Below are 21,349 nucleotides of genomic sequence, written 5' to 3'. Positions count from 1 at the left end.
GTTGCTGGTCCGCGCTGGGCTGCTGCGATCTCGCGCCGGGCTGTAGCGTCGGTGCTACAGTTAGTCGATGGCCAGTGAAATCACCCAGCGCGAGCTGCGTAACAGCAGCGGTGAGATCATGCGCCGCCTGGACCAGGGGGAAGCTTTCGTCGTCACCCGAAATGGTGTTCCGGTGGGGGAGTTGGTCCCGCTGCGCCGCCGCCGTGTCGTCAACGGGCCGGCGTTGGCTGAGGCGTTCCGGGGCGCCCCGCATATCGACTGCCGGCAGTTCCGCGAGGATTTGGACCGAGCCGTCGATCAGGACATCACCCCGCGTGGCTGAGACGGACAGCGGCCTGCTCGACACGTCGGTGGTGATCGACCTGGACGTCATCGAGCCGGCTGATTTGCCCGATGAGACTTCGGTCAGCGCACTCACGCTCGCGGAGCTCTCCGCCGGTACGCACGCTACTGATGATCCAGCCGAGCGGGCTCGACGCCAAGACCGGCTGCAGCAGCTCGAATCCTGGGTCGAACCGCTGGCGTTCGACGCCGACTGTGCAAGGGAGTATGGGCGCGTCTATGCCGCCGTTGTGGCTGCCGGGCGCCAGCCTCGGCGGCGCGCGGTCGACCTGCTCATTGCAGCGACGGCGCTGGCCGCAGGGCTCCCGCTCTACACGCGCAATGCGGACGATTTCCGTGGCCTTGAAGGCCTAGTCACGGTTGTATCCGTATAAGTCGACGGGTGCCCGCTATGCCGACGGGGGTTTGCCGTCGGGCCGCGGCCGTCGGCCGTAACTCGTCGTGGTCGGTGTGGATAGCTGAGCTCGGGATCAGCGGCAGGTTGGTGGGTGGTTTCTCAACCGAATTGTCGGTGAGGCGCGAGAGAATGATTCCGGAGCCATTGGAGTGCGAGAGCGAAGGGGTGTGCCGTGTCCGCGATCATCGACGTCGCGACTGCCGGTGACGAAGTGCGCGATAACGCACCGGATCTCTTCGTCGCCCTGGCAAAAGCACAGCCGTTCGAGGACAGAAACAAACGCACCGCCTTGTTCGTCGCGAACGACCTGCTGCGCAGCCGCGGATTCGTCCGGATCAGTCCACTGAATCCCGCCGATTGATCAGCGTGATGTCGAAGCCATCGAACACACAATTCCAGGTCGGGGACCACGTCGGGTGGAACTCCGAGGCCGGCCACGTCAGCGGAACGATCATCGCCGTCCATACCCGGGACGTGGATTACAAGGGCTACACGCACCACGCCAGCCCCGCCGAACCGCAGTACGAAATTAAGAGCGACAAGACCGATCACATCGCGATGCACAAGGGTTCCGCGCTGCACAAGCTGTAGGACTGCGAAAGCAAAAACCGGCCGTCGCCAGGCGGTTTGGAGCGGGCGACGGGAATCGAACCCGCGTAGCTAGTTTGGAAGACTAGGGCTCTACCATTGAGCTACGCCCGCATGTGCTGCTCGAAGCCAGACTGTACGGCCCCGCCGAGCCAAATGCCAAGCCGGGGGGCGTTGCACCACACGGAAGCGGCCACCAGCACTTCAGTGGCGATTTCCGGCTTGGATCGCCACCCGGTCACAGACGACCCGGCGGGCGTAAACCGACGCTGACGGGGCGCCGGGGACGATCTTCCATTACCGGAGCGCTGCGAGCGGCCAGTTGCCGCACGAGAACCCCGCGGGAGGCCACTTTTGGCGCGAGAACCCACGCGAGCGGCCAGTTGGCGCACCAGCGCTCCATGGTGTTCGGCCCGCGCTGGGCGGTCCTGGGCTTATGCGTACCTGGCTGGCCGCTCGTGCCCCAACTGGCCGCTCGCGGCGGAAAGAAGGCACTGGTTGGCCGGTCGCGGAGGAAAGGGTGACCTCTCGCGCCGCTTTTGCGCACGGGGGTGACGGACGCGAGACGACGTCGTGGGCGGTGCTGCGGGCACCGAAACCGGAGTTCAGGGGAACCTGCTGATCAACCGCGATCGCCTTCTCATGACGCCGCGGCAGGCGTGAACTGGGCAAGACTGGGGTGGTGGCGCCTGCGCGTGCTGCCCGACGCGCGACTGTATGGCCTGTGGGAAAGGCCAACCCGGGTCCGCTCAGGTCCGGGCGGCTTGGCCGCCGTCGGCGCCCAGGCCGTAGGATGCCGTGGGCGCCTCGGCATACCGCCAGGAGCGACCGGGGTGTAGCGCAGCTTGGTAGCGCATCCGCTTTGGGAGCGGAAGGCCGCAGGTTCAAATCCTGTCACCCCGACCAGCACGACCCGCACGACTTGACCCATGACAGAACGACCGAATCACCGCGAGGAGCACCTGTGAAGAGCACCGTCGAGAACCTGAGCCCCACCCGGGTTCGCCTGAACGTGGAGGTGCCCTTCGAGGAGCTCAAGAGCGACTTCGACCGTGCGTTCAAGCAGCTTGCCCAGCAGGTCCGGCTGCCCGGTTTCCGGCCCGGCAAGGCCCCGGCCAAGCTGCTGGAGGCCCGCGTGGGCCGCGCCGCGATCCTGGAGCAGGTCGTCAACGAGGCGCTGCCGGCGCGCTACAGCGAGGCCGTTGCCGCCAACGACATCAAGCCGCTGGGCCAGCCCGACATCGAGGTCACCAAGCTGGAGGACGGCGAGCAGCTGGCCTTCAGCGCCGAGGTCGACATCCGCCCCGAGATCACCCTGCCGGACCTGTCCAGCCTGACCATCTCCGTCGACCCGATCGAGATCGACGACGCCGACGTGGACAAGGAACTGCAGTCCCTGCGCGAGCGGTTCGGCACCCTCAAGGGCGTCGACCGGCCGGTCGCCGAGGGCGACTTCATCTCCATCGACCTGTCGGCCACCGTCGACGGCGAGGACGTGCCGGAGGCCAAGACCGAGGGCCTGAGCCACGAGGTCGGCTCCGGTCAGCTCATCGAGGGCCTGGACGAGGCCGTCACCGGTCTGAAGGCCGGCGAGACCAAGACCTTCACCACCAAGCTGGTCGCCGGTGAGCACGCCGGCAAGGACGCCGAGGTCACCGTCACCGTCGTCTCGGTCAAGGAGCGCGAGCTGCCCGACGCCGACGACGAGTTCGCCCAGCTGGCCAGCGAGTTCGACACCATCGACGAGCTGAACGCCAACCTGCGCGAGCAGGTCGAGCGGTTCAAGCGCATCCAGCAGGCCGAGAAGATCCGCGACAACGCGCTGGAGACCCTGCTGGAGACCGTCGAGGTCGCCCTGCCGGAGAAGATCGTGCAGGCCCAGATCGACGACGTGGTGCACAACGCCATCCACGAGCTCGACCACGACGAGGCCCGGTTCGCCGAGCTGCTCACCGAGCAGGGAAGCTCCCGCGAGGAGTTCGACGCCGACACCCGCAGCAACGCCGAGAAGGCCGTCAAGACCCAGCTGCTGATGGACGCCATCGCCGACGACCTGGAGATCGAGGTCGGCCAGCAGGACATCATGGAGCGCCTGGTGCTGATGTCGCGCCAGTACGGCATCGAGCCGCAGCAGCTGATCGGGATCCTGCAGCAGAACAACCAGCTGCCGGCCGTCTTCGCCGACGTGCGCCGCGGGCTGACCGTCGCCGCCGTCGTCGAGGCCGCCACGGTGACCGACACCGACGGCAACGTCATCGACACCGCCGAGTTCTTCGGTAAGGCCAGCCCGGAAACCGCCGAGGCCGACGCCGACGTCGTCGCCGACGCGCTGGCCGCCGCCGACGACGAGGACGACTAGTCGGTGACGCTGTGAGCGAACGCGCCCCCGCAAGGGAGTGCGCGGACGCCGCGGTTGGTTAGTGTCGAACGTGAACCACACACGAGAAAGCAGGTACCGGTCGTGACCAACATGCGTTCCGGCTTGTCCGGCCTCAACCTCACGGACTCCGTCTATGAGCGATTGCTGGCCGAGCGGATCATCTTCCTGGGCACCCAGGTCGACGACGACATCGCCAACCGGCTCTGCGCGCAGATCCTGTTGTTGGCCGCCGAGGATCCCACCAAGGACATCAACCTCTACATCAACTCACCGGGTGGTTCGGTGACCGCCGGTATGGCGATCTACGACACCATGGTGCTCGCGCCGTGCGACGTGGCGACCTACGCGATGGGCATGGCCGCCTCGATGGGCCAGTTCCTGCTGGCCGCCGGCACCAAGGGCAAGCGCTACGCCCTGCCGCACGCGCGGATCATGATGCACCAGCCGTCGGCGGGTATCGGCGGCAGCGCCGCCGACATCGCCATCCAGGCCGAGCAGTTCGCCCTGACCAAGAAGGAGATGAACCGGCTCAACGCCGAGTTCACCGGTCAGACCCTGGAGAAGATCGAGGCCGACGCCGACCGCGATCGCTGGTTCACCGCGCCGGAGGCCCTCGACTACGGCTTCGTCGATCACATCATCACCCGCGCCCACCTGAACGGGAGTGCCGAATGACCAACCCCGCCCACGGCGTGAACTCGATGCAGTCGCGCTACATCCTGCCGTCGTTCATCGAGCACTCCAGCTACGGCGTCAAGGAGTCCAATCCGTACAACAAGCTGTTCGAGGAGCGCATCATCTTCCTCGGCGTGCAGGTGGACGACGCGTCGGCCAACGACGTCATGGCCCAGCTGCTAGTGCTGGAGTCGCTGGATCCCGACCGCGACATCATCATGTACATCAACTCGCCCGGTGGTTCGTTCACCTCGCTGATGGCGATCTACGACACCATGCAGTACGTGCGCGCCGACATCTCGACGGTGTGCCTGGGGCAGGCCGCCTCGGCGGCCGCCGTCCTGTTGGCCGCCGGCACCCCCGGCAAGCGGATGGCGCTGCCCAACGCCCGTGTCCTGATCCACCAGCCGGCCGTCGGCGGGGCGATCCAGGGCCAGGTCTCCGATCTGGAGATCCAGGCCGCCGAGATCGAGCGCATGCGCACGCTGATGGACACCACTCTGGCGCGGCACACCGGCAAGGATCCCGCCGTGATCCGCAAGGACACCGACCGCGACAAGATCCTGACGGCCGAGGAGGCCAAGGATTACGGGATCATCGACACCGTGCTGGAGTACCGGAAGCTCTCGGCGAAGAAGTAGCCGGACGGGCCATGTGCCCGGCGTACTTCTTGCGGTGGGAAACAGCTTGATAACCGCGCGCGTCGGACAGCGCCGACCGGTGCGGTAGGGGATATGTTTTCCGCACACGAATCCCACCGGCGCTATTCGCCTTATCGGTCGCACCATCACCGGGAGTGCGGGTAGCGTCGGGGGGAAGAACACCTGACAGGTCGGCGACAGGAAGTAGGCCTCATCTCATGGCGCGCATCGGAGACGGCGGTGACCTGCTGAAGTGCTCGTTCTGCGGGAAGAGTCAGAAGCAGGTCAAGAAACTCATCGCGGGCCCCGGTGTGTACATCTGCGACGAGTGCATCGACCTGTGCAACGAGATCATCGAGGAAGAACTCGCCGACGCCGACGACGTGAAACTCGACGAGCTGCCCAAGCCCGCCGAGATCCGTGAATTCCTGGAGAGCTACGTCATCGGCCAGGACGCCGCCAAGCGCACCCTCGCGGTTGCCGTCTACAACCACTACAAGCGCATCCAGGCCGGGGAGAAGAGCCGCGGCGGCGAGGCCGTCGAACTGGCCAAGTCCAACATCCTGATGCTTGGCCCCACCGGCTGCGGCAAGACCTACCTGGCGCAGACGCTGGCCAAGATGCTCAACGTCCCGTTCGCCATCGCCGACGCCACCGCCCTGACCGAAGCCGGCTACGTCGGTGAAGACGTCGAGAACATTCTGCTCAAGCTGATCCAGGCCGCCGACTACGACGTCAAGCGCGCCGAGACCGGCATCATCTACATCGACGAGGTCGACAAGATCGCCCGCAAGAGCGAGAACCCGTCGATCACCCGCGACGTTTCCGGCGAGGGTGTGCAGCAGGCGCTGCTGAAGATCCTGGAGGGCACCCAGGCGTCGGTGCCCCCGCAGGGCGGCCGCAAGCACCCGCACCAGGAGTTCATCCAGATCGACACCACCAACGTGCTGTTCATCGTCGCCGGTGCGTTCGCCGGGTTGGAGAAGATCGTCTCCGACCGGGTTGGCAAGCGCGGCCTGGGCTTCGGCGCCGAGGTGCACTCCAAGGCCGACATCGACACCGCCGACCACTTCGCCGAGGTCATGCCCGAGGACCTGATCAAGTTCGGGCTGATCCCGGAGTTCATCGGCCGGCTCCCGGTCGTCGCCTCGGTGACCAACTTGGACAAGGAATCGCTGGTCAAGATCCTCTCCGAGCCGAAGAACGCGCTGGTCAAGCAGTACGTCCGGCTGTTCGAGATGGATGGCGTGGAGTTGGAGTTCACCGACGAGGCGCTGGAAGCCGTCGCCGACCAGGCGATCCACCGTGGCACCGGGGCCCGCGGCCTGCGCGCCATCATGGAGGAAGTTCTGCTGCCGGTGATGTACGACATCCCCAGCCGCGATGACGTCGCCAAGGTGGTCGTCACCCAGGAGACCGTCGAGGACAACGTGCTCCCGACGATCGTCCCGCGCAAGCCGTCGCGTTCCGAGCGCCGGGATAAGACCGCCTGACGACGATCAAGCGGCACCCGGGCGACGATCAAGCGGCGAGGAACGAGCCGCGATGAGGAGTCCGGCGAAATGGGTACCGCTTAAGGCACCTCGACCGGGGTGACCAGCTCGCCGCGGTCGCAAAAACTCGCCAGATTGCGCAGCGCCAGCTCGGCCATCGCCGCGCGCGTCTGTACCGTCGCGCTGGCCATATGCGGCAGCAGCACCACATTGTCCAGCCCGAGGAGCGCCTCGGGAACGTTTGGCTCGTGGGCGAAGACGTCCAGGCCGGCGCCGGCGAGCCGTCCGCTGGTCAGCGCGTCGGCCAGCGCGGATTCGTCGACGACGCTGCCGCGGGCGATATTGATCAGATAGCCGGTCTCGCCGAGGGCCGCGAGCACGTCGGCGTCGACCAGCGCGCGGGTTCCGGCGCCGCCCGGGGTGGCCACCACCAGGACGTCGACGCCGTGCGCCAACCCTGTCGGTGAGTCGAAGTACTGGTACGCGCAGCCGGGCACCGGGGTGCGGTTGTGGTAGCCGATCCGGCAGTCGAACGCCTCGAGTCGACGGGCGATTGCCGCCCCGATACGGCCCAGGCCGAGGATGCCGACCCGGCTGCCGGTGACGCGGCGGGTCAGCGGGTACGGGCCGTCGGTGACCCACCGGCCGGCGCGCAGGTAGCGGTCGGCGGCGCTGAACCCTCGTAACACGTCGATCAGCAGGCCGACGGCGGCGTCGGCGACGCAGTCGGTGAGTACATCGGGGGTGTTGCTCACCCGGATGGACCGGGCCGCCGCGGCCGACAGGTCGATGCTGTCGTAGCCGACCGCGCAATAGACGACGGCGGCCAGTCTCGGCAGCGACGCGATCAGCTCGGCGTCGATGCGCGGCGAGCCGGTGACGCCGGCGGTGACGATGACTCGGACGGCATCGGCGTTCGCGGCGAGGAATGCGGGACGCTCGCCGGGATTGTCCGGCAACCGCACGACGTCATACGACGTCCGCAATGCCTCCTGTAGCGACGGGATCAGCGGACCGACCTGCAGCACACCGGAACTCATGACCCTGATGCTAGGCGCACACCTCGTTCCACTGGCCGGGACGCCGCCTCGCGCCCGCCGCGGATCCGGGGTTCCCTGAGGTCACGAGATCGCTTCGGCGGCGGCAGACCGCGGGGGAGGGGACGACATGAGGCATCTGATTGCAGTGACGCTGGTCGGTGCGGCGTTGGTGGTGGCGCCCGTCGCGCATGCCGACCGCACCCTGACCCCGACCCAGGCGTGCCAGGACCTGGTACCCGGGACCGGCCCAATCAACTTCGGTTTCTTCGGCACTGAACTCTCCTGCGTTTACTGGGGACCTCCGGTGACCCATCCCATGGGCGGCGAGACGCTCCGGCAGGCGATGGCGCGGGTCTATCCCAGCTCCTATTCGGTCAATCCGGTCGACACCTGGTCGAACTGGGTCATCCCGGATTGATGCCCAGCCGCGACCGCCCGATCACCTCTTGACCGGCACCACCGTCAACGACCTATTGGAGGACTGACATGACCAAACACCGTTTCACCGGACTGCTCGTCGCGATGGCGACGGGCGCCGTGGTGGCACTGACCGGCCCGTTGTCCGGTGGTGTCGCCCAGGCGGACAACTTCAACTGCGTCCTGGGCATCGGCTCGGGGTGGGCGGCGTGGGGCAATCCGAACTTCGAGTTCGTGGAGAACGCGGCCGATGCCGGCGATGCCGATCGGATCGCCCGCGAGCGCCATCCGAGCAGCATCTTCGGCTCCTATGTGGTCTGGAGCAACTGCACACCCGCCTGATCGCTCAATACGCCGAGCGTGCGTGTCCCCGCCGGGGACACGCACGCTCGGCGTTGGAGGGCCCGAGATTTGACATCCGGGCGCAGAAAATTATGGTGGAAAGTAGCGCTGAGCAGTTGCTCAGCGTACAGCGTGGCGAAGTTACCGACGGGTACCCGGAATTCTTAGACTTGACTCCCGTCATTACGTGACGGAAACCACATTATTGTCCTAGTAATGATTTCGTCGTGCCGGTGACCTGGGAGTTTCTCCGGGTCCGATCGGCGTGTCGGCAGACCCCGGAGTGAAGGGCTCCCTAAGAGAAGTGCAATAATCGGTACTGCGAGTGACACCAACTCGCCCCGCTGTATTCACCCGGCGATGCGCCCCTCGGACGCAGCGCCCCGGTGGTGCGCATGGGACGGTCGGCACGCCGCAGTACAGAGTCAGCTGAGGAAAGGCGGGGACGTGGGTCCCAGCAGCAATGGAACCGGGTCGCAGCCGCGGCAGAAGCTGGAACGTGTCGTCATCCGGTTCGCCGGTGACTCCGGCGACGGCATGCAGCTCACCGGTGATCGATTCACCTCCGAGGCCGCGCTGTTCGGCAACGACCTGGCGACCCAGCCCAACTACCCGGCCGAGATCCGTGCACCTCAGGGCACCCTGCCGGGCGTCTCGTCGTTCCAGATCCAGATCGCCGACTACGACATCCTCACCGCGGGCGACCGGCCCGACGTGCTGGTCGCGATGAACCCGGCGGCGCTGAAGGCCAACATCGACGACCTGCCCCGCGGCGGCCTGGTGATCGCCAACTCCGACGAATTCACCAAGCGCAACCTGGCCAAGGTCGGCTACGACGCCAACCCGCTCGACGACGACAGCCTGTCCGACTACGTCGTGCAGGCCGTCGCGATGACCACGCTGACCCTCGGTGCGGTCGAGGAGATCGGCGCCACCAAGAAGGACGGCCAGCGCGCCAAGAACATGTTCGCGCTCGGCCTGCTGTCGTGGATGTACGGCCGTCCGATCGAGACCAGCGAGACGTTCATCCGGGAGAAGTTCGCCCGCAAACCCGATATCGCCGAGGCGAACGTGCTGGCGCTGCGCGCGGGTTGGAACTACGGCGAGACCACCGAGGCGTTCGGCACCACCTACGAGGTGGCGCCGGCCAAGCTGGTCTCCGGCGAGTACCGGCAGATCTCCGGCAACACCGCCATGGCCTACGGACTGGTGGCGGCCGGGCATCTGGCGAACCTGCAGGTGGTGCTCGGCAGCTACCCGATCACCCCGGCCAGCGACATCCTGCATGAGCTGTCCAAGCACAAGAACTTCAACGTGCTGACCTTCCAGGCCGAGGACGAGATCGCCGGCATCGGCGCGGCCATCGGCGCGTCCTACGGCGGGGCGCTCGGCGTCACCACCACCTCGGGCCCGGGCGTCTCGCTGAAGTCCGAGGCGATGGGCCTGGCGGTGATGACCGAGCTGCCGCTGGTGATCGTCGACGTGCAGCGCGGCGGGCCGTCCACCGGCCTGCCCACCAAGACCGAGCAGGCCGACCTGCTGCAGGCGATGTTCGGCCGCAACGGCGAGTCGCCGGTGGCGGTGCTGGCGCCGCGCTCGCCGTCGGACTGCTTCGACATCGCGGTGGAGGCTGCCCGCATCGCCATCAAGTACCACACCCCGGTGGTAGTGCTGTCCGACGGTGCGATCGCCAACGGCTCGGAGCCCTGGCGGATCCCGGACATCGCGGGCTACGCGCCGATCGAGCACACCTTCGCCGAGCCCGGCGAGCCGTTCCAGCCCTACGCGCGCGATCCCGAGACGCTGGCCCGCCAGTTCGCGATCCCGGGCACCCCGGGCCTCGAACACCGCATCGGCGGCCTGGAATCGGCCAACGGGTCGGGCAACATCTCCTACGACCCGGGCAACCACGACCTGATGGTGCGGCTGCGCCAGGCGAAGGTGGCCGGTATCGAGGTGCCGGATCTGCAGGTCGACGACCCCACCGGCGACGCCGAGCTGCTGATCCTGGGCTGGGGCAGTTCCTACGGCCCGATCGGCGAGGCGTGCCGCCAGGCGCGCAAGAAGGGCATCAAGGTGGCCCACGCCCAGCTGCGTCACCTCAACCCCTTCCCGGCCAACCTCGGCGACGTGCTGGCCCGCTACCCGCAGGTGGTCTGCCCCGAGATGAACCTGGGGCAGCTGGCGCTGCTGCTGCGCGCCCGGTACCTGGTGGACGTGCAGTCGGTCACCAAGGTGCAGGGCCTGGCGTTCCTGGCCGACGAGATCGGTCGCGTGATCCGTGCCGCCCTCGGTGGAACACTGGCAGAGATCGAGCAGGACAAGACGATGGTCGCCCGCCTCGGTGCGGTGACCGTCGGAAGCGGCGTAGGAGCAGAGGCATGACCCGGCCGACGATGCAGAACGACGTGATGAAGGGAAGCCGCGCTCATGACTGATCTGATCGGCAGCCACGGCGGTACCGACCTGGGGTTGGAACCGCTGTCCAAGATGAGCCTGGTCCCGACCACCGACGAGCCGCAGAAGGCCAAGGACTTCACCAGCGACCAGGAGGTCCGCTGGTGCCCGGGCTGCGGTGACTACGTCATCCTCAACACCATCCGCAACTTCCTGCCCGAGCTCGGGCTGCGGCGCGAGAACATGGTGTTCGTCAGCGGTATCGGCTGCTCCAGCCGGTTCCCGTACTACCTGGAGACCTACGGCTTCCACTCGATCCATGGCCGCGCCCCGACCATCGCCACCGGCCTGTCGCTGGCCCGCAGTGATCTGTCGGTGTGGGTGGTCACCGGTGACGGCGACGCGCTGTCCATCGGTGGCAACCACCTGATCCACGCCCTGCGCCGGAACATGAACATCACCATCCTGCTGTTCAACAACCGGATCTACGGCCTGACCAAGGGGCAGTATTCGCCCACCTCGGAGGTCGGCAAGGTCACCAAGTCGACCCCGATGGGTTCGCTGGACCAGCCGTTCAACCCGGTGTCGCTGGCCCTGGGTGCCGAGGCCACGTTCGTCGGCCGGGCCCTGGACTCCGACCGCGCAGGCCTGACCGAGGTGCTGCGGGCAGCCGCCGAGCACCGCGGTGCGGCGATCGTCGAGATCCTGCAGGACTGCCCGATCTTCAACGACGGCTCCTTCGACGTGCTGCGCAAGGAGGGCGCCGAGGAGCGGGTCATCAAGGTGACCCCCGGCCAGCCCATCACCTTCGGCGCCAACGGCGAGTACGCCGTCGTGCAATCCGGATTCGGCCTGGATGTGGCCAAGACGGTCGACGTGGACCCGGCCGATATCGTCGTGCACGACCCGTCGCAGCAGGACTCGTCCTACTCCTTTGCGCTGTCGCGGCTCTCCGACCAGAACCTGGAGCACACCGTGATGGGCATCTTCCGTCAGGTGAACCGCCCGGTGTACAACGACGAGGCGCAGGCGCAGTTGGCCCAGGCGATGGCGGCGACGCCGCACGACACCGCCGCGCTGCAGTCGTTGCTGCGCGGTCGGGATACCTGGACGGTGGACTGACCGCGTCCCGACGCCTCCGACACCGGCCGTGCGCACCCCAGGATGCGCACGGCCGGTGTTTTTTGGGCCCGTCGGCGTTGCCTACCATGCATGCTGAATGAATTCGACAATGACACGCCACGGAAATTGATTCAATGATTTCAATCCCGTATATTTCGTTAAGCCCCCTAACTGGTAACCGTGTGAACAATGGTGCGTAATGTGACTTATGTTACGCAATTGGATCCGGCCCGCCGCGGCCGTGGGTAACGCCATACGCCCCTATCTCGTCTCTATAACGGCGCCGATCAGCCTGAATTCGAGTGGTCGGGCTCACAGAATGCCCGTGACGTCGATCACGCTGACCTGCGAAGTCCGTCATTGCGGCGCTATCTAAGAACCGCCTATTGACCTGCACAGACTCCTCATAGGGTTGGTTGTGATCGTCCCGTTATCAAACCGATATAGGCGTGTCGCCGATGTGACTCGACGCGAATTACTCCGTACGGTCAATTTCGTTCCATCCGGGACACACAACTTAAAACCAATAAACCTTGCGTGTGAGCGGGACCGCAGACGGCCGGCAGGCCCGGCGGTCGATGTAGCGAAGCCGACCGGTATCCGAATCCGGCGAATGCACCCGCTGTCGTGCCCGACCGAGACGGCACGAACCGAATCCACAGCCCGACCAGGGCAACCCGCGGCGTCCACAGCGATGGACGGCCGGACGGCGCGCGCGCGGCGAAAGGAACGACGTTGACGAACCTCCGTACCAAGCTCGCTCAGTCGGCCGGAATGGCCCTGCTCGGTGGCGCGATCATTGCCACCCCGCTCGCCTTCTCCAGCGCCACCGCGTCGGCCGACGGAATGAACTGGGACGCGGTCGCCGCGTGCGAGTCCGGCGGGAACTGGGCCATCAACACCGGCAACGGCTACTACGGCGGCCTGCAGTTCTCCCTGGGCACCTGGCGGGCCAACGGCGGCAACGGTTCGCCGCACAACGCCAGCCGTGAGGAGCAGATCCGGGTCGCCGAGAACGTGCTGCGCTCGCAGGGCCGGGGCGCCTGGCCGGTGTGCGGCCGCCGCGGCTGATCTTCGCCTCTATATCTCTGACGACAGTGCCGGGCACCTTCGGGTGCCCGGCACTGTCGGCTATCCGGGCAGCCGGAACGCCGATCGCGCGGCGATGGTGGCCAGGTGCCGAGTGACCAGTGCCTCAGGGATCAGCCTGCTGGCCCGCGCGGCGGCCGCACCGAGCAGCACCGGCCGCAGGTTGACGACCTCCCCGATCACCCGCGACTCGCGCACCAGGGCGCGCACCCGGGGTCGGCGGAACGCCGCGAACCGGGCGAAGGCGACCGCCGGATCGACGTCGGCGTCCAGCAGCGCCGCCAGCACCGCGGCGTCCTCGATGGCCTGGCAGCCGCCCTGGCCCAGATGCGGGCGCATCGGGTGGGCCGCGTCGCCGACCAGCACCAGCGCGCCCCGCGCCCAGGTCCGGGCTCGCGTCCGGTCGTACAGATCGTTGCGCAGCACCTCGTCCTCGGGCGTCGCGGCCAGGATCGACGGCACCGGTTCGGCCCAGTCCGCGAACTTGGTCCGCAGATAGGCGAGCTCGCCACCCGGTGAGCTCCCGCCCTCCGGTGTCATTTCGGTGGCGAACCAGTAGGTGTGGTCCGGGCCCATCGGCACGTGGCCGACTTCGAGGCCGGGGCCGAGCGTCTCGCCGGCCAGATCGGGGTCCAGCGGGTAGTCCGCCACACCCCGCCACGCCGTATAGCGCACGTAGTGCTGCGTCAGCGTCCCGTTGAGGTGACGCGCCAGCATGGAATGGGTACCGTCGGCGCCCACCACCGCGTCGGCTTCGGCGACGGTGCCATCGGACAACCGGATGCGCACCGGGCTCGGCTCGTCGAGCACCGTCGTCGCGGCGAGGCCGTGCCTGACGGTGCCGGGGGACAGCGCCGCGGTCAGGATGTCGCGCAGCACCGAGCGCCGCACCACCACCAGCGGCTCGCCCAGGGCGGTGATGATGCGTTCCGGTTCCGGGCGGCGCAGCCAGGCGCCGCTGCGCCAGCGCACCGCGCCCGCACCGATCCGGCCGCCCGCGGCGCGCGCGTCGTCGCCCACCCCGATGACGTCCAGCGCGGCCAGCGCGTTGGGCCAGATACTGATGCCGGCGCCCGACGAGGTGTCCTCGCGCGCTTCGATCACCGACACCTGGTGCCCGCGGCCCTGCAGTGCGGCGGCGGTGGCAAGACCGGCGATGCCCGCTCCGATCACCACGATCCGACGGCTCATGAGAAGGAACGTACGCGACGGCCGCTGCGGCAGGGTGCGGGTAGGTTTTCGGTCATGCCCACACCGCAGCGTGAATTCGACATCGTCCTGTACGGCGCGACCGGCTTCGTCGGTCGCCTGACCGCGCAATACCTGTCCACTCACCCCGCCGTCGTCGCCGGCGACGCGCGGATTGCGCTGGCCGGTCGATCCGAGTCCAAGCTGGTCGCCGTCCGCGACGGTCTCGGTGAGGCGGCCCGCAAGTGGCCGATCGTCATCGCCGACGCCGGACGGCCGGAGACCCTGGACGCGATGGCCGCCCGCACCCAGGTGGTGGTCACCACCGTCGGCCCGTACGCGAAGTACGGTCTGCCCCTGGTTGCCGCCTGTGCAGCGGCCGGTACCGACTACGCCGACCTGACCGGCGAGCCGAACTTCATCCTGGAAAGCATCGACGGCCACCACAAGCAGGCCATCGACACCGGCGCCCGCATCGTGCACGCGTGCGGCTTCGATTCGATCCCGTCGGATCTGACCGTCTTCGCGCTGCACCGCCGCGCCGAGGCCGACGGCACCGGGGACCTGCTGGACACCAACCTGGTGGTTCGGTCGATGTCGGGTGGGGTGTCCGGCGGCACCGTCGCCTCCGCGCTGGAGATGTTCGACGAGGCGTCGGCCGACCCCGAGCTGCGCCGGGTGCTGGAAGACCCTTACACGCTGAGCCCCGACCGCGGCGCAGAACCGGAGTTGGGCGGGCAGTCCGACACTCGCTGGCACCGCGGCGCCGAGATCGCCCCCGAGTTGGCCGGCTACTGGACCGGCGCGTTCGTGATGGCGGGCTCCAACACCCGCATCGTCCGCCGCAGCAACGCACTGCTGGACTACGTCTACGGCCGCCGCTTCGCCTACGCCGAACAGATGAGCTTCGGCCGCTCGGTGGCCGCACCGGTGATCGCGGGACTGGTCACCGGCGTACAGGCCGCCTCGGCAGCCCTGGGCACCCGGTTCTTCAACAAGCTGCCTCGCACCCTAGTCGACAAGGTGGTGCCCAAGCCGGGCAACGGGCCCAGTGAGGCGGCCCGGGAGAACGGCCACTACACCATCGAGACCTACACCAGCACCTCCGGCGGCGCCCGCTACCGGGCCACCATCGCCCAGCAGGGCGACCCCGGGTACAAGGCCACCGCCGTGCTGCTGGGGGAGAGCGGTCTGGCGCTGGCTCTGGACCGTGACAAGCTGTCGGACCTGCTGGGCGTGCTCACCCCCGCCTCGGCGATGGGCGACGCCCTGCTGACGCGGCTGCCCGCGGCCGGTGTCCGTCTCGACGTCGAGCGGCTGGTCTGAGGCGCAGCGCTGACGCGGTACTGAGGGGTAGTAGCGGCCACCGGCGGCGACTAGGGTCATCGGCAGCGCGGCCGACGTGGGTGCGGCCGCCGATGACGAAGGGTGGACAGACATGGCTGACCTCGACGATCTGCTCGCGCAGATCCCGGTTGCCGACATCGCAGCTCGGGTGGGTGCCTCCGAAGACGACGTGAACAAGGCCATCCAGACGCTGGTCCCGGTGATGGTCGGCGGCATGCAGGCCAACGCCGAGGAGGGCGCGGCCGACAAGATCGCGGAGGTCGCCGAGGAGCACGCGGCCAGCGGTCTGCTGGACGGCGGCGTGGTCGTCGACGACGTCGACGAGGCCGCGGGCGACCAGGCCGTCGCGCGGATCTTCGGCGGCAACGACAGCTCGGCGGTGGCCTCGGCGCTGGCCGGTCAGGGCGGCGCCGACAGCGGCCTGATGCAGAAGCTGCTGCCGCTGCTGGCTCCCATCGTGCTGGCCTACATCGGCAAGCAGTTCGCCAACCGCACCGCCGACGCGGGCAACCAGGCGCAGGGGTCGGGCAACATCCTCGGCGACCTGCTGGGCGGCATCCTCGGCGGAGCCGGCGCGGGCGCCTCCGGCGGCAACAACCCGCTGGGCAGCATCCTGGGCAGCGTGCTCGGCGGCGGCAAGTCCAACAACCCGATCGGGGATATCCTCGGCGGCCTGCTGGGCGGCAAGAAGTAATCAGCACCGGTCACCCGGCGCCGAAAGCCTCCGCCGACGGGGGCTTTCGCGCCGGGCGGCACCGGCTTCCTAGAATCAACCGGTGACCAGCGCCCATTCTGATGCCCAGACGTCCCTGCCCAAGTCGTGGGATCCGGGTGCGGTAGAAGACGCCCTGTATCGGGGCTGGGTCGACGCCGGGTATTTCACCGCCGACCCCACCAGTGACAAGCCGCCGTACTCGATCGTGCTGCCGCCGCCGAACGTCACCGGCAGCCTGCACATGGGCCACGCGCTCGACCACACGCTGATGGACGCGCTGACCCGCCGCAAGCGCATGCAGGGTTTCGAGGTGCTGTGGCTGCCGGGTATGGACCACGCCGGCATCGCCACCCAGTCGGTGGTGGAAAAGCAGCTCGCCGCCGCCGGGACCACCAAGGAGGACCTGGGCCGGGAGGCCTTCGTCGAGAAGGTCTGGGACTGGAAGCGCGAGTCCGGCGGCACCATCGGTGAGCAGATGCGCCGTATCGGCGACGGGGTGGACTGGAGCCGCGACCGCTTCACCATGGACGACGGCCTGTCCCGGGCCGTGCGCACCATCTTCAAACGTCTCTACGACGCCGGGCTGATCTACCAGGCCGAGCGGCTGGTCAACTGGTCGCCGGTACTGCAGACCGCGATCAGCGACCTCGAGGTCAAATACTCCGATGTCGAGGGCGAACTGGTCTCCTTCCGTTACGGCTCGATGAACGACGACGAGCCCCACATCGTGGTGGCCACCACCCGGGTCGAGACCATGCTCGGCGACACCGCGATCGCCGTGCATCCCGATGACGACCGCTACCGCGGCCTGGTCGGGCGCACCCTGGCCCACCCGTTCACCGACCGGGAGATCGTCATCGTCGCCGACGGGCACGTCGATCCCGAATTCGGCACCGGCGCGGTCAAGGTCACCCCGGCGCACGACCCCAATGACTTCGAGATCGGCCAGCGGCACGGGCTGGCGATGCCGACGATCATGGACAAGGCCGGCCGGATCGCCGATACCGGAACACGATTCGACGGCATGGACCGCTTCGAGGCCCGTGTCGCGGTGCGCGAGGCGCTGGCCGCCGAGGGCCGCATCGTCGCCGAGAAGCGCCCGTATCTGCACAGCGTCGGGCACTCCGAACGCAGCGGCGAACCGATCGAACCGCGGCTGAGCCTGCAGTGGTGGGTCCGGGTCGAGTCGATGGCCAAGGCCGCCGGCGACGCGGTCCGGGGCGGCGACACCGTCATTCACCCCAAGAGCCTGGAGCCCCGGTGGTTCGGCTGGGTCGACGACATGCACGACTGGTGCATCTCGCGCCAGCTCTGGTGGGGTCACCGCATCCCGATCTGGCACGGTCCGGACGGGGAGAAGGTGTGCGTCGGACCCGACGAGACCCCGCCGGCCGGCTGGACCCAGGACCCCGACGTGCTCGACACCTGGTTCTCCTCGGCGCTGTGGCCGTTCTCCACCATGGGCTGGCCGGACCGGACCCCCGAGCTGGAGAAGTTCTATCCCACCAGCGTGCTGGTCACCGGCTACGACATCCTGTTCTTTTGGGTGGCCCGGATGATGATGTTCGGCACGTTCGTCGGCGACGACGACGCGATCACCGCCGGTGGCACCCGCGGCGCGCAGGTGCCGTTCGAGAATGTGTTCCTGCACGGTCTCATCCGCGACGAACACGGCTCAAAGATGAGCAAGTCCAAGGGCAACGGCATCGACCCGCTGGACTGGGTCGAGGAGTTCGGCGCCGACGCCCTGCGGTTCACCCTGGCCCGCGGCGCCAGCCCCGGCGGTGACCTGTCCATCGGGCCGGACCACGCCCGCGCGTCGCGCAACTTCGCCACCAAGGTGTTCAACGCCACCCGGTTCGCCCTGATGAACGGCGCGGCTCCGGCGCCGCTGCCGGAGCCCGCCAAACTCACCGACGCCGACCGGTGGATCCTCGGCAGGCTGGAAACCGTTCGCGCCGAGGTGGATTCGGCGCTGGACGACTACGACTTCAATCGGGCCTGCGAGGCGCTCTACCACTTCGCCTGGGATGAGTTCTGCGACTGGTACCTGGAACTGGCCAAGGTGCAGCTGAATTCGGGTGCCGAACACACCACCGCCGTGCTGGCCGCCGTGCTCGACACCCTGCTCAAACTGCTGCACCCGGTGATGCCGTTCGTCACCGAAAGCCTGTGGACCGCACTCACCGGCGAGGAGTCGCTGGTGATCGCCGACTGGCCGACGCCGTCCGGCATCCGGTCGGACCGGGTTGCCGACAAACGGATTTCGGATCTGCAGGCGCTGGTCACCGAGATCCGGCGGTTCCGCAGCGATCAGGGCCTGGCCGACCGCAAGAAGGTCTCGGCCCGGCTGGCGCGGGTCACCGAGGCCGACCTGGACGCCCAGCTGCCGGCCGTCGCGGCGCTGGCCTGGCTCACCGAGGCCGCCGACGGATTCACCCCCACCGCCTCGGTCGAGGTTCGGCTCACCGACGCGACGGTGCTGGTCGAACTGGACACCTCCGGCGCGGTGGACGTCGAGGCCGAGCGACGCCGGCTGGAGAAGGCGCTGGCCGCCGCCGAGAAGGAACTCAAGGGAGCAGGCGCCAAACTGGGCAACGAGGCGTTCCTGGCCAAGGCCCCCGAATCCGAGGTGCAGAAGATCCGCGGTCGCCACCAGCTGGCCACCGAAGAGGTCGAACGGATCACCGCGCGGCTGGCCGCGCTGTGAGCGCACCGACGCCCGACGAGGTCGCCGCGCTGCTGCAGGTCGAGCACCTGCTCGACGCCCGCTGGCCGGAGACCAAGATCGAGCCGTCGCTGGCCCGGATCACCGCGCTGCTGGACCTGCTGGGCAACCCGCAGCTCAGCTACCCGGCCATTCACGTCACCGGCACCAACGGCAAGACCTCGGTGACCCGGATGGTCGACGCGCTGCTGACCGCGCTGCACCGGCGGACCGGGCGTACCACCAGCCCGCACCTGCAGTCCGCGGTGGAGCGCATCGCCGTCGACGACCAACCGATCTCGCCGGCTCGCTACGTCGAGACCTACCGGGAGATCGAGCCGTACGTGCTGATGGTCGACGAGCAGTCGCTGACCGGGGCGATGGGGGAGCCGGGCCCGGCGATGAGCAAGTTCGAGGTGCTCACCGCGATGGCGTTCGCGGCGTTCGCCGACGCACCCGTCGACATCGCCGTCGTCGAGGTGGGGATGGGCGGGCGCTGGGACGCCACCAATGTCGTGGACGCGCCGGTCGCCGTCATCACCCCGATCGGCATCGACCACGTCGAGTACCTCGGTGACGAACTGGCCGGCATCGCCACCGAGAAGGCCGGCATCATCCGTCCGGGCTCCGGCAGCGTGGACACCGTCGCGATCATCGCCCGTCAGGAGCCGGCCGCCATGGACGCGCTGCTGACCCAGGCCGCCCGCGTCGACGCCGCGGTCGCCCGCGAGGGCTCGGAGTTCGCGGTGTTGGAACGCCGGGTCGCCGTCGGCGGCCAGGTGCTCACCCTGCAGGGACTCGGCGGCGTCTACCCGGACATCTTCCTGCCGCTGCACGGCGAGCACCAGGCGCACAACGCCGCCGTCGCACTGGCCGCGGTGGAGGCCTTCTTCGGTGCCGGCGCCGACCGGCAGCTCGACGTCGACGCCGTGCGCGCCGGCTTCGCGGCCGTCACCAGTCCCGGCCGGATGGAGCGCATGCGCAGCGCGCCGTCGGTGTTCATCGACGCCGCGCACAACCCGGCGGGCGCGACCGCGCTGGCTCAGACCCTGGCCGACGAATTCGACTTCCACTTCCTGATCGGCGTGCTCAGCGTGTCCGACGGCAAGGACGTTGCCGCCATGCTGGCCGCCTGGGAACCGGTCTTCGACCAGGTGGTGGTCACCCACAACGGATCCCCGCGGGCGCTGTCGGTCGCCGAGCTTGCCGCCCTGGCCGCCGAGGAGTTCGGCCCCGACCGGGTGCACGCGGCCGAGAACCTCAGTGATGCCATCGAACTGGCCACCGCGCTGGTCGAGGAGTCCGGTGCCGGCACGTCGATGTCGGGAGCCGGCATCGTCATCACCGGATCGGTTCTGACCGCCGGCGCCGCGCGCACCCTGTTCGGAAAGGACCCGGCATGACCGAACCCGAGGAGAACCCGGCACCGCCCGTCGGCGATCCGTGGAAGAGCTTCCGCGGCGTGATGTCCGGGATCCTGCTGCTGGAGGCCATCGTGGTGGCCCTGGCACTGCCGGTCGTCAGTGCCGTCGGCCCGGGGCTGACCCCGGCCTCGCGCGCCTACCTGCTGGGCTTCGTGGCGTTGCTGGTGCTGATGGCCGGCCTGCAGGGCCGGCCCTGGGCGATCTGGGCGAACCTGGGCCTTCAGCTGGTGCTGATCGGCGGCTGGTGGATCTACTCGCTGGTCGGGGTGATGGGCCTGATCTTCACCGGCGTCTGGTTGCTCGTTGCCTATCTGCGCGGGGAGGTGCTGCGCCGGCAGCGCCGGGGATTGTTGCCCAGCCAGCAGTGATCGGCCACCGGCGCCCCGCATTTGTGGGTCGCCGCGGTGTCCCTTACGCTTTGCGCCGTGACTGAGCGGACTCTGGTTTTGGTGAAGCCCGATGGCGTCGAGCGCAAGCTGGTCGGCGAGATCCTCAATCGGATCGAGCGCAAGGGCCTGAACATCGTGGCGCTGTCGCTGGTGAACGTCAGTGAGGCGGTGGCCCGCGAGCACTACGCCGAGCACGCCGAGCGGTCGTTCTTCGGTGAGCTGCTGGAGTTCATCACCTCGGGCCCGGTGGTGGCAGCGGTCCTGGAGGGACCCCGCGCCGTGGCGGCGTTCCGCCAGCTGGCCGGCGGCACCGACCCCGTCGAGAAGGCGACTCCCGGGACCATCCGCGGTGATTTCGGCCTGGAGACCCAGTACAACCTGGTGCACGGCTCGGACTCGGCGGAATCCGCCGCCCGCGAGATCGCGCTCTGGTTCCCCGGCCTCTGACTCGGCCCTGCCTGGTCAACCGCTCTGTACCGGTGTGGGATACTGATCACAGGTGAACGTCGCGACCGGATATCCTGGCCGGCGGCGCAAGCCTGAGTGAGGACCTAAACGAGCGCGACCATCGCTTCGGCGGTGCGGCGCGGGCCGCGGCGGTTTTCACCCGACCCAGGCACCGGGCGGGCTTCACAAGAGCTACCCGGGGCGAGACC

Annotated in this window: 21 protein-coding genes and 2 tRNA genes; 20 read left to right on the top strand and 3 right to left on the bottom strand. The window is 68.3% G+C overall.

What is annotated here, in order from left to right:
* Positions 1-67: 67 nt before the first annotated feature.
* The 4 genes from G6N16_RS21845 to G6N16_RS16760 all read left to right on the top strand — a co-directional run bounded on the left by G6N16_RS21845 (position 68) and on the right by G6N16_RS16760 (position 1,330).
* Positions 68-322: a type II toxin-antitoxin system Phd/YefM family antitoxin gene (locus G6N16_RS21845; protein WP_110810670.1), complete on the top strand. Its 255-nt coding sequence runs from the start codon at positions 68-70 to the stop codon at positions 320-322.
* Positions 315-716, top strand: coding sequence for a type II toxin-antitoxin system VapC family toxin (locus G6N16_RS16770; RefSeq protein WP_110810671.1), 402 nt, complete (start codon positions 315-317; stop codon positions 714-716). The genes G6N16_RS21845 and G6N16_RS16770 overlap by 8 nt, the downstream gene beginning before the upstream one ends.
* 195 nt (positions 717-911) lie before the next feature.
* A complete protein-coding gene (locus G6N16_RS21840; protein WP_234805680.1) occupies positions 912-1,100 on the top strand; it encodes a hypothetical protein in 189 nt (62 codons plus the stop codon).
* Positions 1,101-1,108: 8 nt separating this feature from the next.
* Entirely contained in the window at positions 1,109-1,330 is a 222-nt protein-coding gene (locus tag G6N16_RS16760; RefSeq protein ID WP_083028779.1) for a hypervirulence associated TUDOR domain-containing protein, read from the top strand.
* 37 nt (positions 1,331-1,367) lie between these two features.
* On the opposite strand, the gene G6N16_RS16755 is transcribed toward G6N16_RS16760, so the two are convergent.
* A tRNA-Gly gene (locus G6N16_RS16755) sits at positions 1,368-1,441 on the bottom strand.
* Between the two features lie 715 nt (positions 1,442-2,156).
* Between G6N16_RS16755 and G6N16_RS16750 the strand changes: the two genes are divergently transcribed.
* From G6N16_RS16750 to clpX, 5 genes are all read left to right on the top strand, one after another.
* Positions 2,157-2,233, top strand: a tRNA-Pro gene (locus tag G6N16_RS16750).
* A 58-nt stretch (positions 2,234-2,291) separates the two neighbouring features.
* On the top strand, positions 2,292-3,686 hold the full coding sequence (gene tig, locus G6N16_RS16745; protein ID WP_163787906.1) for a trigger factor: 1,395 nt from the start codon (positions 2,292-2,294) through the stop codon (positions 3,684-3,686).
* Between the two features lie 111 nt (positions 3,687-3,797).
* Positions 3,798-4,382, top strand: coding sequence for an ATP-dependent Clp protease proteolytic subunit (locus G6N16_RS16740; RefSeq protein WP_234805687.1), 585 nt, complete (start codon positions 3,798-3,800; stop codon positions 4,380-4,382).
* Between the two features lie 26 nt (positions 4,383-4,408).
* Positions 4,409-5,023 carry an ATP-dependent Clp protease proteolytic subunit gene (locus G6N16_RS16735; RefSeq protein WP_179961266.1) on the top strand — a complete coding sequence of 205 codons (615 nt, stop codon included), beginning with the start codon at positions 4,409-4,411 and terminating at the stop codon, positions 5,021-5,023.
* A 218-nt stretch (positions 5,024-5,241) separates the two neighbouring features.
* Positions 5,242-6,516, top strand: a complete 1,275-nt coding sequence (gene clpX / locus G6N16_RS16730) for an ATP-dependent Clp protease ATP-binding subunit ClpX (RefSeq protein WP_083028783.1) — start codon at positions 5,242-5,244, stop codon at positions 6,514-6,516.
* A gap of 80 nt (positions 6,517-6,596) precedes the next feature.
* Here clpX and G6N16_RS16725 read toward each other — a convergent pair whose 3' ends face one another.
* Positions 6,597-7,556: a 2-hydroxyacid dehydrogenase gene (locus G6N16_RS16725; RefSeq protein WP_083028784.1), complete on the bottom strand. Its 960-nt coding sequence runs from the start codon at positions 7,554-7,556 to the stop codon at positions 6,597-6,599.
* A gap of 127 nt (positions 7,557-7,683) precedes the next feature.
* Between G6N16_RS16725 and G6N16_RS16720 the strand changes: the two genes are divergently transcribed.
* The 5 genes from G6N16_RS16720 (at position 7,684) to G6N16_RS16700 (ending at position 12,905) form a co-directional block, all read left to right on the top strand.
* Positions 7,684-7,974: a hypothetical protein gene (locus G6N16_RS16720; RefSeq protein WP_133052847.1), complete on the top strand. Its 291-nt coding sequence runs from the start codon at positions 7,684-7,686 to the stop codon at positions 7,972-7,974.
* Between the two features lie 68 nt (positions 7,975-8,042).
* Entirely contained in the window at positions 8,043-8,315 is a 273-nt protein-coding gene (locus G6N16_RS16715) for a hypothetical protein (RefSeq protein ID WP_163787905.1), read from the top strand.
* 447 nt (positions 8,316-8,762) lie between these two features.
* Positions 8,763-10,700, top strand: a complete 1,938-nt coding sequence (locus tag G6N16_RS16710; RefSeq protein WP_083028787.1) for a 2-oxoacid:acceptor oxidoreductase subunit alpha — start codon at positions 8,763-8,765, stop codon at positions 10,698-10,700.
* A gap of 45 nt (positions 10,701-10,745) precedes the next feature.
* Positions 10,746-11,834, top strand: coding sequence for a 2-oxoacid:ferredoxin oxidoreductase subunit beta (locus tag G6N16_RS16705; RefSeq protein WP_083028788.1), 1,089 nt, complete (start codon positions 10,746-10,748; stop codon positions 11,832-11,834).
* A gap of 774 nt (positions 11,835-12,608) precedes the next feature.
* Positions 12,609-12,905: a transglycosylase family protein gene (locus tag G6N16_RS16700; RefSeq protein ID WP_083028789.1), complete on the top strand. Its 297-nt coding sequence runs from the start codon at positions 12,609-12,611 to the stop codon at positions 12,903-12,905.
* A gap of 60 nt (positions 12,906-12,965) precedes the next feature.
* Here G6N16_RS16700 and G6N16_RS16695 read toward each other — a convergent pair whose 3' ends face one another.
* Positions 12,966-14,114 (bottom strand): FAD-dependent oxidoreductase, encoded by a 1,149-nt coding sequence (locus G6N16_RS16695; RefSeq protein ID WP_083028790.1) that lies wholly within the window; start codon positions 14,112-14,114, stop codon positions 12,966-12,968.
* 54 nt (positions 14,115-14,168) lie between these two features.
* Here G6N16_RS16695 and G6N16_RS16690 point away from each other — a divergent pair, with 54 nt between their 5' ends.
* From G6N16_RS16690 to ndk, 6 genes are all read left to right on the top strand, one after another.
* On the top strand, positions 14,169-15,437 hold the full coding sequence (locus tag G6N16_RS16690) for a saccharopine dehydrogenase family protein (protein ID WP_083028914.1): 1,269 nt from the start codon (positions 14,169-14,171) through the stop codon (positions 15,435-15,437).
* A gap of 112 nt (positions 15,438-15,549) precedes the next feature.
* Positions 15,550-16,152 (top strand): DUF937 domain-containing protein, encoded by a 603-nt coding sequence (locus G6N16_RS16685; RefSeq protein WP_083028791.1) that lies wholly within the window; start codon positions 15,550-15,552, stop codon positions 16,150-16,152.
* Positions 16,153-16,234: 82 nt separating this feature from the next.
* The gene (locus G6N16_RS16680) at positions 16,235-18,883 is read left to right on the top strand and encodes a valine--tRNA ligase (protein WP_083028792.1); all 2,649 of its coding nucleotides are present in this window, start codon (positions 16,235-16,237) and stop codon (positions 18,881-18,883) included.
* On the top strand, positions 18,880-20,283 hold the full coding sequence (gene folC, locus G6N16_RS16675; RefSeq protein WP_083028793.1) for a bifunctional tetrahydrofolate synthase/dihydrofolate synthase: 1,404 nt from the start codon (positions 18,880-18,882) through the stop codon (positions 20,281-20,283). Before G6N16_RS16680 ends, folC begins: the two co-directional genes overlap by 4 nt.
* Positions 20,280-20,672: a DUF4233 domain-containing protein gene (locus G6N16_RS16670; protein WP_083028794.1), complete on the top strand. Its 393-nt coding sequence runs from the start codon at positions 20,280-20,282 to the stop codon at positions 20,670-20,672. Before folC ends, G6N16_RS16670 begins: the two co-directional genes overlap by 4 nt.
* Before the next feature lie 57 nt (positions 20,673-20,729).
* Positions 20,730-21,140: a nucleoside-diphosphate kinase gene (ndk, locus tag G6N16_RS16665; protein ID WP_083028795.1), complete on the top strand. Its 411-nt coding sequence runs from the start codon at positions 20,730-20,732 to the stop codon at positions 21,138-21,140.
* The last annotated feature ends 209 nt before the right edge of the window (positions 21,141-21,349 follow it).

This window comes from Mycolicibacterium insubricum (assembly GCF_010731615.1).
Taxonomy (GTDB): Bacteria; Actinomycetota; Actinomycetes; order Mycobacteriales; family Mycobacteriaceae; genus Mycobacterium; species Mycobacterium insubricum.
This window is presented reverse-complemented; position numbering and strand designations above follow the sequence as displayed.

Coding starts and splice junctions, on each gene's coding strand:
- G6N16_RS21845 (WP_110810670.1), top strand. CDS start 68: ATGGCCAGTGAAATCACCCAGCGCGAGCTGCGTAACAGCAGCGGTGAG.
- G6N16_RS16760 (WP_083028779.1), top strand. CDS start 1,109: ATGTCGAAGCCATCGAACACACAATTCCAGGTCGGGGACCACGTCGGG.
- G6N16_RS16740 (WP_234805687.1), top strand. CDS start 3,798: ATGCGTTCCGGCTTGTCCGGCCTCAACCTCACGGACTCCGTCTATGAG.
- G6N16_RS16735 (WP_179961266.1), top strand. CDS start 4,409: ATGCAGTCGCGCTACATCCTGCCGTCGTTCATCGAGCACTCCAGCTAC.
- clpX (WP_083028783.1), top strand. CDS start 5,242: ATGGCGCGCATCGGAGACGGCGGTGACCTGCTGAAGTGCTCGTTCTGC.
- G6N16_RS16725 (WP_083028784.1), bottom strand. CDS start 7,556: ATGAGTTCCGGTGTGCTGCAGGTCGGTCCGCTGATCCCGTCGCTACAG.
- G6N16_RS16720 (WP_133052847.1), top strand. CDS start 7,684: ATGAGGCATCTGATTGCAGTGACGCTGGTCGGTGCGGCGTTGGTGGTG.
- G6N16_RS16715 (WP_163787905.1), top strand. CDS start 8,043: ATGACCAAACACCGTTTCACCGGACTGCTCGTCGCGATGGCGACGGGC.
- G6N16_RS16705 (WP_083028788.1), top strand. CDS start 10,746: ATGACTGATCTGATCGGCAGCCACGGCGGTACCGACCTGGGGTTGGAA.
- G6N16_RS16700 (WP_083028789.1), top strand. CDS start 12,609: ATGGCCCTGCTCGGTGGCGCGATCATTGCCACCCCGCTCGCCTTCTCC.
- G6N16_RS16695 (WP_083028790.1), bottom strand. CDS start 14,114: ATGAGCCGTCGGATCGTGGTGATCGGAGCGGGCATCGCCGGTCTTGCC.
- G6N16_RS16690 (WP_083028914.1), top strand. CDS start 14,169: ATGCCCACACCGCAGCGTGAATTCGACATCGTCCTGTACGGCGCGACC.
- G6N16_RS16685 (WP_083028791.1), top strand. CDS start 15,550: ATGGCTGACCTCGACGATCTGCTCGCGCAGATCCCGGTTGCCGACATC.
- G6N16_RS16670 (WP_083028794.1), top strand. CDS start 20,280: ATGACCGAACCCGAGGAGAACCCGGCACCGCCCGTCGGCGATCCGTGG.